Genomic DNA, 17,854 nt, shown 5'->3' with positions numbered 1-17,854 from the left:
GTGCGGGCCATGCTGCGCTGGGCGCACGCCTCCCAGCGGACCCACCGGGGCGAGGCGCTGTTCCTGGTCTCCGCCACCGCCGGGATCGTCGCCTCCCTGCTGCTCGCCGCCGCCCTCTTCGGCTACGCCACCAACCCCTGGCAGCGGATCTTCACCCAGTCCCACGGCGCCCACGTCTGGCTCCACACCACCCGCGCCGCCGACCCCGCCCCGCTCGCCGACCTCAACGGCGTGGCCGCGGTGACGGGCCCGTACGACACCGTCACCACCGGGGTCACCTCGGGCGGCGTCCGCGCCACCGTCGAGCTGCGCGCCGCCCCCGACACCCCGCCCGCCATCGGCCGCCCCCTGCTCACCTCGGGCCGCTGGCTCGACCCGGCCGTCCCGGAGGGTGTCGTCCTCGACAGCGGCCTCGCCGCCGCGCTGGTCGCGGAGCCGGGCGACACGCTCACCCTGCCGGGCACCGACCGCCGTACCCTCACCGTCCTCGGCGTGGCGGACACCGCGGAACCCCGCTACGAACCGGGCGAGCGTCCCGGCACGGTCTGGGCGCGGCCGACGGCCGTCGCGGCGGCCCCCGGCACTCCCGGCCGGGTCACCGGACTGCGGCTCGGCCACGCCGACGACACCGCGTACGCCGTTCAGCGCGCCGTCACCGTGCTCGGCGCGGGCGCCGTCACCGACGTCACCCCCTGGCAGCAGGCCCGCGCCGAGGCGCAGGGCGACACCCGGCTCCTCGGCCAGGTCCTGGGCCTGTTCGGGCTCGGGGCGCTGGCCGCCGCAGCGCTCGCCGTCTTCGGCGCGATCAGCACCCGCGTACGGGGCCACCTCCGCGACATCTCCGTCCTCAAGGCCATCGGCTTCACCCCCGGCCAGGTCGTCCGCGCCTACCTCGTCCAGCATCTGGCGTACGCGGCCCTCGGTGCCGCCCTCGCCACCGCGCTCGTCCAGGGGCTCGGCCGACACCTGCCGGGGCGGCTCGGGGAGGCCGTCGGAGTCTGGCAGGGCCTGGCCGGCCACACCGCCGCGCTGCTCGGCATACCCGTGGCCGTCGTCGTCCTGATCGGTGCCGCCACCGGCCTCGCGGCCTGGCGCGCCGGACGGGTGCCGCCCGTCCCCGCCGGGACGGCCGCCACCCCGCGCGGCGGCCACGGCCTGTCCCGTCCCGTGCTCCGCGCCCTGTCCGTCCCCCGCGTCCCTCCCGCCCTGGTCCTCGGCTGGCACCGCGCCTTCGGGCGGGGGCGCGTCCTCGGCCGGGCCCGCCGCGGCCACGCCCTGACCACGCCCGCGGCCGTGGCCCGGCTGGCCCTCCCGCTGCTGCTGATCACCGTGGCGCTCGGCGCCTGGACGACCCTGGAGCGCTTCGAGTCCCGCCCCGATCAGCTCGGTCTGCCCGCCGCGCTCACCGCCCGCCCCGCCGACGGCGTCGGGGACCGCGAGGCCCGGGCGCTGCTCCAGCGCAGCCCCGACGTGGCCGCCGCCCACCGCGGCCTTGAGGTCGCCGCCCTGGTCCCGGGCCAGACGGGCACCATTGCGCTGCGCGGCCTCGGCACCCGGCAGGACCCGTACCCGTACTCCGTCGTGGAGGGCCGCCCCGCCCGCGGCCCCGACGAGGCCGTCGCCGGACAGGGCCTGCTGGACCTGCTCGACGTCCGGGTGGGGGACTGGGTGCGGCTCACCGTCGCCGGACACCCGCAGGTGCTGCACCTCGTCGGCCGGAGCATCGAGCCCGAGAACGGCGGCCGGGTGGTCTCCACGTCGCTGGACACCCTGCGCGAGAACGACCCCGCACTGGAGCCCACCCTCTACCACGTACGCCTGCGCCCCGGCGCCGACCCGCATGCCGTGCGCGCCGAACTGACCGAGGCCGCGGCCGGGCGCCTCGACATCCACGAGGTCGCAGGCCCCGCCGACCGGCTCACCTCCCTGAAGGGCGTCGTGGTCGGCCTGATCGCCGTCCTGGCCCTGATCGGGCTCACCGAGGTGTCGACGGCGATCGGCGGGACCGTACGGGACGGGGAGCGGGACCTGCTGGCACTGAAGGCCATGGGGCTGTCCCCGCGCCAGATCACCGCTGTCACGGTCACCGCCGTCGGCTGGACCGCCCTGGCCGCAGCGCTCGCCGGTACGGCTCTGGGGGTGCCGCTCGCCCACTGGCTGATCGACTGGCAGGGCCACACCAGCGGCATGGGCGCGGGCATCGCCCACGGCCCGTCCGCGCTCCAGCTCCTGGCCCTCGGGGCGGGCGCGGTCATCGGTGCGGCGGCCCTCGCCGTGCTGCCGGCGGCGCGGGCGGCACGGCGCAGGCTGGCGGACACGCTGAGCGCGGTGGCCTGAGCTCCCGCCGTGCGGGCGTGCGACCGGGAATGATCTCCGGTGGATGACGGTTCAACCTTCAGCTGAACGAAGCACCGACCGACGACGCAAGGATCCACCCCACGTGACCAAGGTCCCGTCCCTCACGCTCAACAACGGCACCGCGATGCCCCAGCTCGGCTTCGGCGTCTGGCAGGTCCCGGACGACCAGGCCGCCACCGCTGTCGGCAAGGCCCTGGAGGCCGGTTACCGCAGCATCGACACGGCCGCCGTGTACGACAACGAGCGCGGTACCGGCCAGGCCGTCGCCGCCTCCGGCATCCCCCGCGACGAGCTGTTCGTGACGACGAAGCTCTGGAACGGCGAGCAGGGCCACGACTCCACGCTGCGTGCCTTCGACGCCTCCCTGGAGCGGCTCGGCCTCGACCATGTCGACCTGTACCTGATCCACTGGCCGGTCCCGGCCAAGGGCGCGTACATCGACACGTACAGGGCGCTGGAGAAGATCCTCGCGGACGGTCGCGCGAAGGCGATCGGGGTGTCCAACTTCCTCCCCGAGCACCTGGAGCGGCTGATGGACGCCACGTCCGTCGTGCCCGCGGTCAACCAGATCGAGCTGCACCCGCAGCTCGCCCAGGCCGAGACCCGCGCCTTCCACGCCCGCCACGGCATCGCCACCGAGGCGTGGTCGCCGCTCGGCCAGGGCCGGGGCCTGCTGGAGCTGCCCGCGGTCGTCGAGATCGCCCGCAAGCACGGACGCACCCCGGCCCAGGCGGTGCTGCGCTGGCACCTCCAGCTCGGCAACATCGTCATCCCCAAGTCGGTGACGCCCTCCCGCATCGAGGAGAACATCGAGGTCTTCGGCTTCGAGCTGGATGCCGACGACCTCGCCGCGTTCGCCGCCCTCGACGAGGGAAGGCGGCTCGGGCCGGACCCGGCCCACTTCGGCTGACGCCCGGCAGCGCACCGGGCTCCGGTGGCAGCTCCCGGAGTCCGGTGGGATGCTGGTGATCATGAACGCTGCTGTCTCCCCGGCTGCGGTCACCCCGTACGCCTCCGTCACCGTCGCCGCCCGCCTCGACACCCCGCTGTCGCGCTGGCTGTGGCTGGTGAAGTGGATCCTCGCGATCCCGCACTACATCCTGCTGACGTTCCTCTGGATCGCGTTCTTCGTGGTCGCGGTCATCGCGTTCTTCGCGATCCTGTTCACCGAGCGCTACCCGCGCGCCCTGTTCGACTTCAACCTGGGCGTGCTGCGCTGGTCCTGGCGTGTCAGCTACTACACGTACGGCGGCCTCGGCACCGACCGCTACCCGCCGTTCAGCCTGGGTCCCGAGCCCGACTACCCGGCCCGCCTCGACATCGCCTACCCCGAGCGGCTGTCCCGCTCGACGGTGCTGGTCAAGTGGTGGCTGCTGGCCATCCCGCACTACCTGATCGTCGGGTTCTTCGCCGGGGGCGGGCGCATGGGGTGGGCGAGCGGCGGGCTCATCCTGCTGCTGGTCCTGATCGCCGGCTTCGCCCTCGCCTTCACCGACCGCTACCCGCCCGGCATCTTCGACCTCGTCATCGGCCTGAACCGCTGGGTGATGCGGGTCGTCGCGTACGCGAGCCTCATGACGGACGCGTACCCGCCGTTCCGGCTGGACCAGGGCGGGGAGGACCCGAACGGACCCGCCGGGGTAGAAAAGGCCGTATGACCGACCACCTCCTGCCGGACGGCGACGATCCGGCCCTGCGCCCCATGCGGTGCCGACTGTGCGGCCGGCCACTCACAGGACGGGCCTCCCGGCGCAGCGGCCTGGGCCCCTCCTGCGACGCGAAGCTGCACCCGGCGCGGGCGGAGGTGCGGGCGCGGCGCCACGAGGTGGCCCAGGAGCCGCTGCCCGGGCTGTGAGCCGGGCCAGGCCCGGGGGCAGAGCTCCCGGAAGGGCCCGGCGCACGCGTCAGAACGGGCCCACGTCCGTCACGCGGACGACCGCCCGCCCTTCCTCGTCCGACGCGGCCAGGTCCACCTCCGCGCTGATGCCCCAGTCGTGGTCACCGGCCGGGTCCGCGAAGGTCTGGCGGACGCGCCACAGCCCGTGCTGCCCGTCCTCCTCGATGGACAGCAGCTTCGGGCCCCGGGCGTCCGGGCCGGTGCCCAGGTCCTCGTACTCGTCCCAGTACCGGTCCAGTACCTCGCCCCACCGGTCGGCGTCCCAGCCGGACTCGCCGTCCATCTCGCCCAGCTCGTCCACGTCGTCCAGCGCGGCCAGCTCCACCCGTCGGAACATCGCGTTACGCACCAGCACCCGGAACGCACGGGCGTTGGCCGTGACCGGCCTGACCTGGTCGGCCTTCTCCTGCGCCTGCTCCGCGGTCTCCACCTCCGGGTTGGCCAGCTGCTCCCACTCGTCCAGCAGGCTGGAGTCGACCTGCCGCACCATCTCGCCCATCCAGGCGATCAGGTCCTCCAGGTCCTCGGTCTTCAGGTCGTCGGGGATCGTGTGGTCCAGCGCCTTGTACGCGCCCGCCAGATAGCGCAGCACGATGCCCTCGGTGCGGGCCAGTTCGTAGAACGACGTGAACTCGGTGAAGGACAGCGCCCGTTCGTACATGTCCCGGATCACCGACTTGGGGGACACCGGGTGGTCGCCCACCCACGGGTGCGACTTCCGGTAGGTGCCGTAGGCGTGCCACAGCAGCTCGTCCAGCGGCTTCGGGTAGGTGACGTCCTGGAGCCGCTCCATGCGCTCCTCGTACTCGACGCCGTCCGCCTTCATCGCGGAGACCGCCTCGGCGCGCGCCTTGTTCTGCTGGGCGGCCAGGATCTGCCGGGGGTCGTCCAGCGTGGACTCGACGACCGACACCATGTCGAGCGCGTACGACGGGGACTCCGGGTCCAGGAGGTCGAACGCGGCCAGCGCGAACGTCGACAGCGGCTGGTTGAGGGCGAAGTCCTGCTGGAGGTCCACGGTCAGCCGGATCGTGCGGCCCTCCGCGTCCGGGGTGTCCAGCTGCTCCACCACGCCGCCGTCCAGCAGCGAGCGGTAGATGGCGATGGCCCGGCGGATGTGGCGGAGCTGGTTCCTCCGCGGCTCGTGGTTGTCCTCCAGAAGCCGCCGCATCGCCTCGAAGGCGTTGCCCGGGCGGGCGATCACCGACAGCAGCATGGTGTGTGTGACCCGGAAGCGGGAGGTCAGCGGCTCCGGCTCGGACGCGATCAGCTTCTCGAAGGTGTTCTGCGACCAGTTGACGAAGCCCTCCGGCGCCTTCTTCCGCACCACCTTGCGGCGCTTCTTCGGATCGTCCCCCGCCTTCGCGAGCGCCTTCTCGTTCTCGATGACGTGCTCGGGTGCCTGCGCCACCACGAACCCGGACGTGTCGAAGCCCGCCCGCCCCGCGCGGCCCGCGATCTGGTGGAACTCGCGCGCCCGCAGCGTCCGCACCCGGTTCCCGTCGTACTTCGTCAGCGCCGTGAACAGCACCGTACGGATGGGGACGTTGACCCCGACGCCGAGCGTGTCCGTCCCGCAGATCACCTTCAGCAGACCGGCCTGCGCCAGCTTCTCCACCAGGCGGCGGTACTTGGGCAGCATGCCCGCGTGGTGCACCCCGATCCCGTGCCGGACGTAACGCGACAGGTTGCGGCCGAACTTGGTGGTGAAGCGGAAGTTGCCGATGAGCTCGGCGATCTGGTCCTTCTCCTCACGCGTGCACATGTTGATGCTCATCAGCGACTGCGCCCGCTCGACGGCCGCCGCCTGCGTGAAGTGCACGATGTAGACCGGCGCCTGCCTGGTCTGGAGCAGCTCGGTCAGCGTCTCCGTGATCGGTGTGGTCCGGTACTCGTACGACAACGGCACCGGGCGGGTCGCGGACCGGACCGTGGCGGTGGGGCGGCCGGTGCGGCGCGTCAGGTCCTTCTCGAACATCGAGACGTCACCGAGCGTCGCGGACATGAGGACGAACTGCGCCTGCGGCAGCTCCAGCAGCGGGATCTGCCAGGCCCAGCCCCGGTCCGGTTCGGCGTAGAAGTGGAACTCGTCCATCACGACCTGGCCGATGTCGGCGTCCTTGCCGTCCCGCAGCGCGATCGACGCCAGCACCTCCGCCGTACAGCAGATGACGGGCGCGTCGGCGTTCACGGACGCGTCGCCGGTCAGCATGCCCACGTTCTCGGTACCGAACAGCTTGCACAGGTCGAAGAACTTCTCCGACACCAGCGCCTTGATCGGCGCGGTGTAGAAGGTGACCTGGTCGTTGGCCAGCGCCGTGAAGTGGGCACCCGCCGCGACCAGGCTCTTGCCGGAGCCGGTGGGGGTCGAGAGGATCACGTTGGCGCCGGAGACCACCTCGATCAGCGCCTCCTCCTGGGCCGGGTAGAGGCTGATGCCCCGGCCCTCCGCCCAGGACGAGAAGGCCTCGAAGAGGGCATCGGGATCGGCGGACTGCGGGAGCTGATCGATAAGGGTCACGCCTCCATCTTGCCTGCCTTCCCCTGTGAAAGGGGAACCGGGCACCGGGCCGAAGATCACGGGCGGTACCCTGTGCCGTCAACTCGGCTACACGGCACGAACACTGGGGGCGGGCACACACCATGATGGGACCGGCGCACTCTCTCTCCGGCGCGGCAGCCTGGCTGGGGGTGGGTGCCGCGACCGCGGCCGCCGGCCACCCGATGCCATGGCCCGTGCTCGTCGTCGGCGCGCTGATCTGCGCCGGAGCGGCCCTCGCTCCCGACCTCGACCACAAGTCCGCGACGATCTCGCGCGCCTTCGGACCGCTGTCCCGCTGGCTCTGCGAGATCGTCGACAGGCTGTCGCACGCGGTCTACAAGGCGACCCGCAAGCCCGGCGACCCGAACAAGCGGGGCGGCCACCGCACCCTCACCCATACCTGGGCCTGGGCCGTGGCGGTGGGTGCGGGGTTCTCCGGGATCGCCTACCTGGGTGGCCGCTGGGCGGTCCTCGCGATCCTGTTCGTGCACCTGGTGCTGGCCGTGGAAGGGCTGCTGTGGCGGGCGGCCCGGGTCTCCAGCGACGTGCTGGTGTGGCTGCTCGGCGCGACGAGCGCCTGGATCCTCGCCAGCATACTGGACCAGCCCGGCAACGGGGCGAACTGGCTCTTCGAGGCGCCCGGCCAGGAGTACCTGTGGCTGGGGCTGCCCATCGTGCTGGGCGCGCTCGTCCATGACATCGGGGACGCGCTGACCGTGTCCGGCTGCCCGGTCCTGTGGCCCATCCCCGTCGGCCGCAAGCGCTGGTACCCGGTCGGCCCGCCCAAGGCCATGCGCTTCAAGGCGGGTGCCTGGGTGGAGGTCCGGGTGCTGATGCCCGCGTTCATGATCCTCGGCGGTGTGGGCGGGGCGGTGGCCCTCAACGCCACGCTCTGAGCCCGGATACTGCGGACACATCACCGGCACCGGATGCGTGAGGGGCGGCCGACCCGAGGTCGGCCGCCCCTCACGTCGCGTTCCGCAGCTCACCCGTCCCCGTGCCAGGACCGCCACAGCGCCGCGTACGCACCGCCCGTCGCGACCAGCTCGTCATGGGTGCCCAGCTCGGCGATCCGGCCGTCCTCCACCACCGCGATCAGGTCCGCGTCGTGCGCCGTGTGCAGCCGGTGCGCGATCGCGACCACCGTGCGCCCCTCCAGCACCCGCCCCAGCGACCGCTCCAGATGCCGCGCCGCCCGCGGATCCAGCAGCGACGTCGCCTCGTCCAGGACCAGTGTGTGCGGGTCCGCCAGCACCAGCCGGGCCAGCGCCACCTGCTGCGCCTGCGCCGGGGTCAGCGCCCGGCCGCCGGAACCGACCTCGGTGTCCAGCTCCTCCGGCAGCCCCCGCGCCCAGGCGTCGGCGCCCACCGCGTGCAGCGCCGCCCACAGCTCCCCGTCCTCCGCGCCCGCCCGCGCCAGCCGCAGGTTGTCCCGCAGCGACCCGACGAACACATGGTGCTCCTGGTTCACCAGCGCCACATGCTCCCGCACCCGCTCGGCCGGCATCCGGGCCAGCTCCGCCGCGCCCAGTGTGACCCGCCCGGAGCCCGGCGCGTAGATCCCGGCCAGCAGCCGCCCCAGCGTCGACTTGCCCGCACCCGAGGGGCCCACCAGGGCCAGCCGCGTACCCGGGGCCACCGTCAGTGACACCGTGTGCAGCACGTCCACGCCCTCCCGGTACCCGAACCGCACCTCGTCCGCCCGCACGTCCCGCCCCTCCGGGCGTACGGCTCCGTCACCCGCGTCCGCTTCCACCTCGCGCACGCCCACCAGCCGCGCCAGCGACACCTGTGCGACCTGGAGTTCGTCGTACCAGCGGATGACGATCCCGATCGGGTCGACCAGCATCTGCGCCAGCAGCGCCCCCGTGGTGAGCTGGCCGACGTCGAGCCGGCCGTGCAGCACCAGCACACCGCCGATCAGCAGCACCGCCACCAGCACCACGGCGTGCGTGAGGCTGATGACCGGCAGGAACACGGTCCGCAGATACAGGGTGTAGCGTTCCCAGGCGGTCCACTCCCGGATCCGCCGCTCCGACAGCGCCACCCGCCGGGCACCCAGCCGGTGCGCCTCCACCGTGCGGCCCGCGTCCACCGTCTCCGCCAGCGCCGCCGCGACCGCCGCGTATCCGGCGGCCTCGGAGCGGTACGCCGCCGGGGCGCGCCGGAAGTACCAGCGGGCACCGGCCAGCAGCAGCGGCGCCGCCACCACCGCGGCCAGCGCCAGGGGCGGCGCGACGGCCGCCATGCCGCCGAGCAGCAGCGCGACCCACACCACGCCCACGGCCAGCTCCGGCACGGCCTTGCGCATCGCCTCCGCCAGCCGGTCCACGTCCGTGGTGATCCGGGACAGCAGGTCACCCGTCCCGGCCCGCTCCAGCACCCCGGGCGGCAGCCGTACCGACCGCACGAGGAAGTCCTCGCGCAGATCGGCCAGCATCTCCTCACCGAGCATGGCCCCACGCAGCCGCACCAGCCGCATGAACACCGCCTGCACCAGCAGGGCCAGTGCGAACAGGGCCAGCATCCGCTCCGGATGCAGCTCACGCGTCCCCGTCGCGATCCGGTCCACCAGCGCGCCGAGCAGATACGGACCGGTCATCGACGCGACGACCGCGACCGTGTTCACCCCCACCAGCAGGGCGAACGCCCTGCGATGGCGGCGCAGCAGGGCCCGCGCGTACGAGCGGACGGTGGTGGGCGAGCCCACGGGCAGGGTCGTCGCGGACCGAGGAGCCGCCGGGTCGTACTCCGGGGGTGCCAGGCCGATCATGCGGACTCCTCGGCGGGAACGGGCGCGCGGGACACCACGGCGCGGTACACGGGGTCGGACAGCAGCAGTTCACGGTGGGTGCCGGTCGCGGCAGCCGTGCCGTCACGGACGAGCACCACGCGGTCGGCCCGGTCCAGCAGCAGCGGCGACGAGGTGAACACCACCGTCGTACGTCCCGCCCGCAGCCGCCGCACCCCGGCGGCGACCCGGGCCTCGGTGTGCGAGTCCACGGCCGACGTCGGCTCGTCCAGCACCAGCACCTCCGGGTCCGTGACCAGTGACCGGGCCAGCGCGAGCCGCTGCCGCTGACCGCCCGACAGCGACCGGCCCCGCTCGGTGATCCGTGCGTCCGCGGGCTCCCCGTCCGGGTCCGGCGACCCCTGCGCCAACGCCGCCAGCACATCCCCGCACTGCGCGGCCGCCAAGGCCTCCCGCGCGCTCACGGCCCCGGACGACGGCACATCCAGCAACTCCCGCAGGGTGCCCGACAACAGGACCGGGTCCTTGTCCTGGACCAGCACGGCGGTACGGGCCGCCTCCAGGGCCAGCCCGTCCAACGGCACCCCGCCGAGCAGCACGGACACGTGCTCCCCCGCGTCGGCATCCTCCCCCGCCGGATGCCCTCCGAGCCGGTCCGCGAGGCGGCCCGCCGCGTCCGGATCGCCGCACACCACCGCCGTCATGAGCCCGCCGGGTGCAAGGAGACCGGACGCCGGGTCGTACAGGTCCCCGCCCGGGGCCTCCCCGCCGGGGGATACCGGCACGGTGGGCCGGTCCGTGCGGGAGAGGGCCAGGACCCGCGCCGCGCGCGTGGCCGACGGACGGGAGAACGAGTAGGCCATGGCCAGCTCCTCGAAGCCGCGCAGCGGATACTGCGTCAGCATCACCGCGCCGTACACGGTCACCAGCTCACCGGCCGTGATCCGCCCGTCCAGTGCGAGCTTCGCCCCGTACGCCACCACGCCGATCAGCAGCAGCCCCGGCAGCACCACCTGCACCGCCGCGATCAGCGCCCAGGACCGGGCACTGCGCACGGCGGCGGCCCGCACCTCCTGGGACGCCTTCCGGTACCGGTCCAGGAACAGCTCCTCACCGCCGATACCGCGCAGCACCCGCAGGCCCGCGACCGTGTCCGAGGCCAGCTCGGTCGCCCGGCCCGCCTTCTCCCGCTGCGTGTCGGCCCGCCGGGTCGCGTGCGGCAGCAGCGGCAGCGGCGCGACCGCCAGCAGCGGCAGACACAGGGCGACCGGCAGGCCCAGTTCCGGCTGGTACAGCACCAGGCCCACGCACACCGCGAGCAGTGTCAGCGCGGCCGCCGCGAACCGGGACAGCACCTCCACGAACCAGCCGATCTTCTCCACGTCGGCGGTCGAGACGGCGACCACCTCGCCCGCCGCCACCCTGCGGGTCAGCACCGCGCCCAGCTCGGCCGTCTTCCGGGCCAGCAGCTGCTGCACCCGCGCGGCGGCGGTGATCCAGTTGGTGACGGCGGCACGGTGCAGCAGCCCGTCGGAGACCGCGATGACGACGCCCTGGACGGCGAGGATCCCGCAGGCCACGGCCAGCCCGCCGCCCGACCCGTCCACGACGGCCTGGACGGCCAGGCCCACGCCCAGCGGCAGGGTCGTGATGCCGAGCTGCATGACCAGACCCCAGCACAGGGCGGCCAGCTGGCCGCCCCACTGCCGGCGGCCCAGCCAGACCAGCAGCCGGGTGCCCGAGCGGACGTCGGGTTCGCCGGGGTCCTGGTACGGAAGATGACGGATCTGCATGGAGTCCCGGATATCTCGTGGAAGGGGCGAAGCCGTGCAAGGTTCGCGCCGCCACCCCGCCCGGGGCAAACGGTTTTCGCACCGGGAACACCGGCACCCGCCGCCCGAACGCGCCTTCCGCTGACGGGCCCTCAGGGCCGGGTCGCCCGTTCCAGCTCCACCAGCACCGAACGGTACGGGCGGCCCGTCGCATGCCGCATCCCGGTCTCGCACATCCGCCCCGCGGACAGGTACACGTCGAACGCCCGGGCCGTCACCTCGACCGCCTCCCGGGCCGTCGCCGCCTCCGTCAGCTCCCGGTGCAGCAGCCCCCGGTCGCCCGCGAAGGCGCAGCACCCCGCGTCGTCCGGGACGACCACCTCCCGCGCGCACACCGCCGCCAGCGCGGACAGCCGGTCCTCCGCGCCGAGGCGCCGCGCCGCACACGTCGGGTGCACCACGGCCGACGCCACGCGGCGCCGTACCGCCAGCCGGGGCAGCAGCCGGTCCGCCGCCCACACCGTGGCATCCAGCACGGTCAGCTCGCCGTGCAGTTCCCGGGCCCGCCCGCTCAGGTGCGGCACCAGCTCCGGGCCCAGTCCCAGGGCGCACGACGAGGCGTCCACCACCAGCGGCAGCCGCCCGCCCTCGGTCCAGCCCCAGGCGGCCTCCACCACCCGCTCCGCCATGACGGCCGCGCCCTCCGCGTACCCCTTGGACGCCCAGATCGTGGCGCAGCACGTGCCCCGCACGTCCTCGGGGATCCACACCGGCAGCCCGGCCCGCTCCGACAGCGCCACCACGGCCTCCGGCAGCGACGGCCCCACCTCCTCCGGCGGCCCGCCGAAGATCCGGTTCACACAGGCCGGGAAGTACACGGCGGCCGCACCCTCCCGCTCGGTCCGCGGCAGCTCGGGCGCGGCGGCACCGGGCAGCTCCGGCAGCCACTCCGGGACGAGGTCCGGCCGTACGAACCAGCGCAGCGCCCCCGTCACGGCCTGCGGCAGCCGGTCGCCCGTCAGCCGCCCGGCCCGGTGCGCCGCCGCCACCGCGCTTCGCGCCGCCGCCTCCACGGACGCGAAGTTCCGCGCGGCCAGCGCGGCGGCCCGTTCCTCGCGCTCCGAGTGCCGGGCGTGCCGCAGCCGCTTCATCAGCGCCCCCGTGTCGATGCCCACCGGGCAGGCCAGACCGCAGGAGCCCTCCACCGCGCAGGTGTCGACCGCCTCGTAGCCGTACGACTCGGCAAGCGCCGTCTCCACGGGGGAGCCGTGCCCCTGCCGGGCCATCTCCCGGCGCAGCGCGATGCGCTGGCGCGGAGTGGTCGTCAGATCGCGGCTGGGGCAGACCGGTTCGCAGAACCCGCACTCGATGCACGGGTCCGTGAGGTCGCCCACCGCCGGGACGGACTTCAGTCCCCGCAGGTGGCCGCGCGGGTCCCGGTCCAGGACGACCCGGGGTGCCAGCACCCCGTCCGGGTCGAAGGCCTGCTTGGTCCGCCACATCAGCTCGGTCGCCCTCGGCCCCCACTCCAGCTCCAGGAACGGGGCGATGTTCCGCCCCGTGGCGTGCTCGGCCTTCAGCGAGCCGTCGAACCGCTCCACCACCATCCGGCAGAAGGCCTCCATGAACGCGGCGTATCGGTCCACGTCGGCCGGGTCCGCCGGGTCGAAGGCCAGCAGGAAGTGCAGGTTGCCGTGGGCGGCGTGCCCGGCCACGGCCGCGTCGAAGCCGTGCTCGGCCTGGAGCTTCCGGAGCGCCTCGCAGGCCTCCGCGAGCCGGTGCGGCGGCACCGCGAACTCCTCGGTGATCAGGGTCGTACCGGAGGGCCGGGAACCGCCGACGGCGGCGGCGAACCCCCGCCGGGCGGACCACAGCCGGGCGACGGCCGCGGGATCCCGGGTGAACCCCTGCACGGCGTCCGCCCCCAGCCTCTCCACCACCGCGGTGGCGACCCGCTGCAGCACCTCCAGGGCGGACTCGTCCGCCGCCCGCAGCTCCACCAGCAGCGCTGCCGCGTCCCGGGGCAGTCCCGGCCAGCCGTCCCGCAGGGAGGCGCCGTCCATCAGCTCCACGGCCGCGGCACCGGCCTCGGCCAGGCTCGGCACGGCCGCCGCGGCGTCAGGCAGCGACGGGAAGAGCAGCAGCGCGGCCGACACGGCCCGGTCCAGCGGCAGCGTGTCGAACACCGCCTCCGCGATGAACCCGAGCGTTCCCTGCGAGCCGACCATCAGCCCGCGCAGGATCTCCACGGGCGTCCGGCCGTCCAGGAACGCGTCCAGCCGGTAGCCGTTGGTGTTCTTGATCGCGTACTTGGCGCGGATCCGGGCGGCCAGCGCGGGATCACCCTCGATCTCCGCCCTGAGGCCCATCAACGCGGCACACAGCACGGGCTCGGCGCGGGCGAGTTCCTCGTCGGCGGCGGGGTCGCCGGTGTCGACGACGGTCCCGCTGGGCAGCACGGCCGTCACCGACGCCATCGTCCGGTACGCGTTCCGCTCGGTCCCCGCCGTCATGCCGGAGGCGTTGTTGGCGACGGCCCCGCCGACCGTGCAGGCGGCCGCGCTCGCCGGATCCGGTCCGAGGACCCGCCCGTACCGGGCGAGCGCGGCGTTCACCCGGCCGACCGTGGTCCCGGGCCGCACCCGCACCCGCGCCCCGGCGTCCAGGACCTCCACGCCCTCCCAGTGGCGGCGCACGTCCACCAGGATGTCCTCGCCCTGAGCCTGGCCGTTGAGACTGGTCCCCGCGGCCCTGAACACGACCTCACGTCCTTTGCCGCGCGCGAACGACAGGATGGCCGACACGTCGTCGATGTCCTGCGCGACCAGCACGACCTGAGGCACGAACCGGTACGGGCTGGCGTCCGACGCGTACCGCACCAGATCCTGCACCCGCCACAGCACCCGCTCGGCGCCGAACACCGCCTTGAGCTCCTCCCGCAGCCGCGAGGGCGTCCCGTGCGCCGTCAGGTCGGCCACCCGGTCGGGGAACGGTACCCGCGCCGGGTCCCCGTGCCGCAGCGCATCAGGGTCCGGCTCCAGCAGCGGCATGTCGCACTCCCCTCGCCGAGCGGTCGTGTAGGCCCAGCATCTCCCCTGGACGGGGTTTCAGCCCGTCCGGCGCCCGTCAGGCCCGTCGCGTGTCCTCAAGCCCGCCCGGCGTTCGGGGAAGCTGCGGCGACGCCGCGACGACAGGGCCCGGGACGGCGCCCCCGAGCCGCGGGCCGAGGTCCGCTCCGCCACGGCCGGGAAGAGGCGGGCTGGGGGAAGGGCCCGCCGCAAGCGCCCACCCGGCCTCACCCACCGCACGCCCCCACCGGGTGGGCTAGCCTCGCAGAGACCCCCGAGCCGCCCGAAGGAGCCATGCGCATCCACGCCGAGTCCACCTGGACGCCACCCCCACCGGACCCCGACCAGCCCCCCGCGCAGATCCGCCGCATCCTGGGGCTCTTCCGCCCCTACCGCGGCCGTCTCGCCGTCGTCGGCCTGCTGGTCGGCGCCGCGTCCCTGGTCGGGGTGGCCTCGCCGTTCCTGCTGCGGGAGATCCTGGACACGGCGATCCCCGAGCGCCGCACCGGGCTGCTCAGCCTGCTGGCCCTCGGCATGATCCTCACGGCGGTGGTGACCAGCGTCTTCGGCGTGCTGCAGACCCTGATCTCCACGACCGTCGGCCAGCGCGTCATGCACGACCTGCGCACCGCCGTCTACGCGCAGCTCCAGCGGATGCCGCTGGCCTTCTTCACCCGTACGCGCACCGGCGAGGTGCAGTCGAGGATCGCCAACGACATCGGCGGCATGCAGGCCACCGTCACCTCGACGGCGACCTCCCTCGTCTCCAACCTCACCGCCGTCGTCGCCACGATCGTCGCCATGCTGGCCCTGGACTGGCGGCTCACCTGTGTGTCCCTGGCCCTGCTCCCGCTCTTCGTGTGGATCAGCCGAAGGGTCGGCCGGGAACGCAAGGCGATCACCACGCAACGCCAGAAGCAGATGGCCGCCATGGCCGCGACCGTCACCGAGTCGCTGTCCGTCAGCGGCATCCTGCTGGGCCGCACCATGGGCCGTGCCGACTCGCTGACCCGCTCCTTCGAAGCCGAGTCGGAACGGCTGGTCGACCTGGAGGTGCGGGCCTCCATGGCCGGGCGCTGGCGGATGGCGTCCGTCAGCATCGTCATGGCCGCCATGCCCGCGCTGCTCTACTGGGCCGCCGGGCTCGCCCTCCAGACCGGCGGGCCGGACATCTCCATCGGCACGCTGGTCGCCTTCGTCTCCCTCCAGCAGGGCCTGTTCCGCCCGGCGGTCAGCCTGCTCTCCACCGGCGTGCAGATCCAGACCTCTCTCGCCCTCTTCCAGCGGATCTTCGAGTACCTCGACCTGCCCGTGGACATCACCGAGCCCGAGAATCCCGTCCGGCTGGAGAAGGTCCGCGGCGAGGTCCGCTTCGAGAACGTCGGCTTCCGGTACGACCCCGAGGACGGGACCGCCCCCACGCTCGACGGCATCGACATCACCGTCCCGCCCGGCAGCAGCCTCGCCGTCGTCGGGGCGACCGGCTCCGGCAAGTCCACCCTCAGCTACCTGGTGCCGCGGCTCTACGACGTGACCGGAGGCCGGGTCACACTCGACGGCGTCGACGTACGCGACCTCGACTTCGACAGTCTCAGCCGCGCGGTGGGCGTCGTCTCCCAGGAGACGTACCTCTTCCACGCCTCCGTCGCCGAGAACCTGCGCTTCGCCCGCCCCGACGCCACCGGCGCGGAGATCGAGGCCGCCGCCAGGGCCGCGCAGATCCACGACCACATCGCGTCACTCCCGGACGGGTACGACACGCTGGTGGGGGAGCGCGGCTACCGCTTCTCGGGCGGCGAGAAACAGCGCCTCGCGCTGGCCCGCACCATCCTGCGCGATCCGCCGGTGCTCATCCTGGACGAGGCCACCAGCGCGCTGGACACCCGCACCGAGCACGCCGTGCAGCAGGCCGTCGACGCCCTGTCGGCGGGCCGCACCACCATCACCATCGCCCACCGCCTCTCCACCGTCCGGGACGCGGACCAGATCGTCGTCCTCGACCGGGGCCGCGTCATCGAGCGCGGCACCCATGCCGAACTGCTGGCCCTGGGCGGCAGGTACGCCGCGCTCGTGCACGGCGACACGACGACGGCGGCGCCGCCGCTCCCGTGGGACGGGGGAGCGACGGCGCCGCGCGAGGCGAACGTCAGACCAGCCAGCCGACGAAGTGGATGAATCCGGCGAGCAGGTCGGTGATGAGGTTCATGGGACGTGGATCTCCTTGTGCAGTCATTTTCCTCGGGACAACGCCAACAGCGGTCTGCAGCCCGCCGCTTGCGCACCACAAGCATCAGCCGCAGCAGCCGTTCTGCGGCTCGGATCCGGAGGCGGCCACACATTCGAGGGAACGCCCGTTCGTGCGTTCGTTTAGGTGATGGCTCGACCGGCACTCACCCGAAATATCAGAAAGTGGGATGAACGCACCCTAGGGTGCCGTGCATGAGGCGAGCGCCCCGACACCTGCACAGAAGGCCACGGCTCACCCGCCGGGGCCGGATCGTCGTACTCGCCGCCGCGCTCGCCCTGATCGCGGCCGGCGCCCTGGTGCCGCTGCTGCTCAAGGACACGGCACCTCCCGAGCCGCCGCCCCCGGAGACCCGCACCCTCGTCGTCCCCGAGGGCTGGCGCGCCGCCCAGGTCTACGACGCCGTGGACAAGGCCCTCGACGCCCCGCCCGGCACCGCCCGGGCCGCCGCCGGCACCCTCGCCACAGGCCTGCCGCCCGCGGCCGGGGGCAACCCCGAGGGCTTCCTGTTCCCGGCGACGTACCCGATCGACGACACGACCACCCCGGAGGGCCTGCTGCGGTACATGGTCAGCACGGCTGTGGAGCGCTTCGGCAGCGACCGCATCACCAAGGGCGTACAGCGGAACGACCACAGCCTGTACGAGACGGTCGCGATCGCCAGCATCGTCCAGGCGGAGGCCGACACGGCCGAGGACATGGGCAAGGTCGCCCGCGTCATCCACAACCGCCTCGCCCTCGGCATGGCCCTCCAGATGGACTCCACGCTCAACTACGCGCTGAACCGCTCCACGCTGGACACGAGCCACGCGGACACCCGCATCGACAGCCCGTACAACACCTACGCCCGCACCGGCCTCCCGCCCACCCCCATCGGCAACCCCGGCGAAGCCGCCATGCACGCCACCATCGCCCCCACCCCTGGCGACTGGCTCTACTTCGTCACGGTCAGACCCGGCGACACCCGCTTCACCGACAGCTACGCGGAACAGACCCGGAACGTCGCCGAATTCAACGAGCACCGCCGCACCGCGAGCTGAGCGCGGGAGGACGCGCCGGCCGGTGCCGCCGGCCGCGCCGACGGCGCGGCGTTCCGCCCGGCGTCTCCCCGCGCGAAGCGATCGGGGCAGGACCCCGGCCCCGCGGCCCGAGCGGAACCTGCCCGGTACGCCGTGCCGCCCGCGTGCCACCCACGCACCCCACCGGCCGGGCACGCGAGA

The 17,854-nt window shown here is 73.7% G+C and carries 11 protein-coding genes; 7 read left to right on the top strand and 4 right to left on the bottom strand.

From position 1 onward, the window contains the following. From I3F58_RS10675 to I3F58_RS10660, 4 genes are all read left to right on the top strand, one after another. On the top strand, positions 1–2,337 hold the full coding sequence (locus I3F58_RS10675; RefSeq protein ID WP_240108069.1) for an ABC transporter permease: 2,337 nt from the start codon (positions 1–3) through the stop codon (positions 2,335–2,337). Positions 2,338–2,440: 103 nt separating this feature from the next. Continuing rightward, entirely contained in the window at positions 2,441–3,268 is an 828-nt protein-coding gene (locus I3F58_RS10670; protein WP_240108068.1) for an aldo/keto reductase, read from the top strand. 61 nt (positions 3,269–3,329) lie between these two features. Then, complete coding sequence (locus I3F58_RS10665; protein WP_240108067.1) at positions 3,330–4,016, top strand: DUF4389 domain-containing protein; 687 nt, start codon at positions 3,330–3,332, stop codon at positions 4,014–4,016. After that, entirely contained in the window at positions 4,013–4,213 is a 201-nt protein-coding gene (locus tag I3F58_RS10660; RefSeq protein ID WP_240108066.1) for a DUF6011 domain-containing protein, read from the top strand. The genes I3F58_RS10665 and I3F58_RS10660 overlap by 4 nt, the downstream gene beginning before the upstream one ends. Positions 4,214–4,262: 49 nt before the next feature. On the opposite strand, the gene I3F58_RS10655 is transcribed toward I3F58_RS10660, so the two are convergent. Then, positions 4,263–6,776: an RNA helicase gene (locus I3F58_RS10655; RefSeq protein ID WP_240108065.1), complete on the bottom strand. Its 2,514-nt coding sequence runs from the start codon at positions 6,774–6,776 to the stop codon at positions 4,263–4,265. A 122-nt stretch (positions 6,777–6,898) separates the two neighbouring features. On the opposite strand from I3F58_RS10655, the gene I3F58_RS10650 reads away from it, so the two are divergent. Next, entirely contained in the window at positions 6,899–7,693 is a 795-nt protein-coding gene (locus tag I3F58_RS10650) for a metal-dependent hydrolase (protein WP_240108064.1), read from the top strand. Positions 7,694–7,782: 89 nt separating this feature from the next. On the opposite strand, the gene I3F58_RS10645 is transcribed toward I3F58_RS10650, so the two are convergent. The 3 genes from I3F58_RS10645 to I3F58_RS10635 all read right to left on the bottom strand — a co-directional run bounded on the left by I3F58_RS10645 (position 7,783) and on the right by I3F58_RS10635 (position 14,371). Then, positions 7,783–9,570, bottom strand: a complete 1,788-nt coding sequence (locus I3F58_RS10645; protein WP_240108063.1) for an ABC transporter ATP-binding protein — start codon at positions 9,568–9,570, stop codon at positions 7,783–7,785. Further along, positions 9,567–11,342 (bottom strand): ABC transporter ATP-binding protein, encoded by a 1,776-nt coding sequence (locus I3F58_RS10640; RefSeq protein ID WP_240108062.1) that lies wholly within the window; start codon positions 11,340–11,342, stop codon positions 9,567–9,569. Before I3F58_RS10640 ends, I3F58_RS10645 begins: the two co-directional genes overlap by 4 nt. Before the next feature lie 131 nt (positions 11,343–11,473). After that, the gene (locus I3F58_RS10635; RefSeq protein WP_240108061.1) at positions 11,474–14,371 is read right to left on the bottom strand and encodes an FAD-binding and (Fe-S)-binding domain-containing protein; all 2,898 of its coding nucleotides are present in this window, start codon (positions 14,369–14,371) and stop codon (positions 11,474–11,476) included. 312 nt (positions 14,372–14,683) lie between these two features. Here I3F58_RS10635 and I3F58_RS10630 point away from each other — a divergent pair, with 312 nt between their 5' ends. After that, positions 14,684–16,564, top strand: a complete 1,881-nt coding sequence (locus I3F58_RS10630; protein ID WP_240108060.1) for an ABC transporter ATP-binding protein — start codon at positions 14,684–14,686, stop codon at positions 16,562–16,564. 264 nt (positions 16,565–16,828) lie between these two features. After that, positions 16,829–17,674: an endolytic transglycosylase MltG gene (gene mltG / locus I3F58_RS10625; protein ID WP_240108059.1), complete on the top strand. Its 846-nt coding sequence runs from the start codon at positions 16,829–16,831 to the stop codon at positions 17,672–17,674. Positions 17,675–17,854: the final 180 nt, after the last annotated feature.

This window comes from Streptomyces sp. MUM 203J (genome assembly GCF_022414595.1).
Classification (GTDB): domain Bacteria; phylum Actinomycetota; class Actinomycetes; order Streptomycetales; family Streptomycetaceae; genus Streptomyces.
Note: the sequence above shows the minus strand (reverse complement) of the source record. Positions and strands in the feature narration are given on the sequence as shown.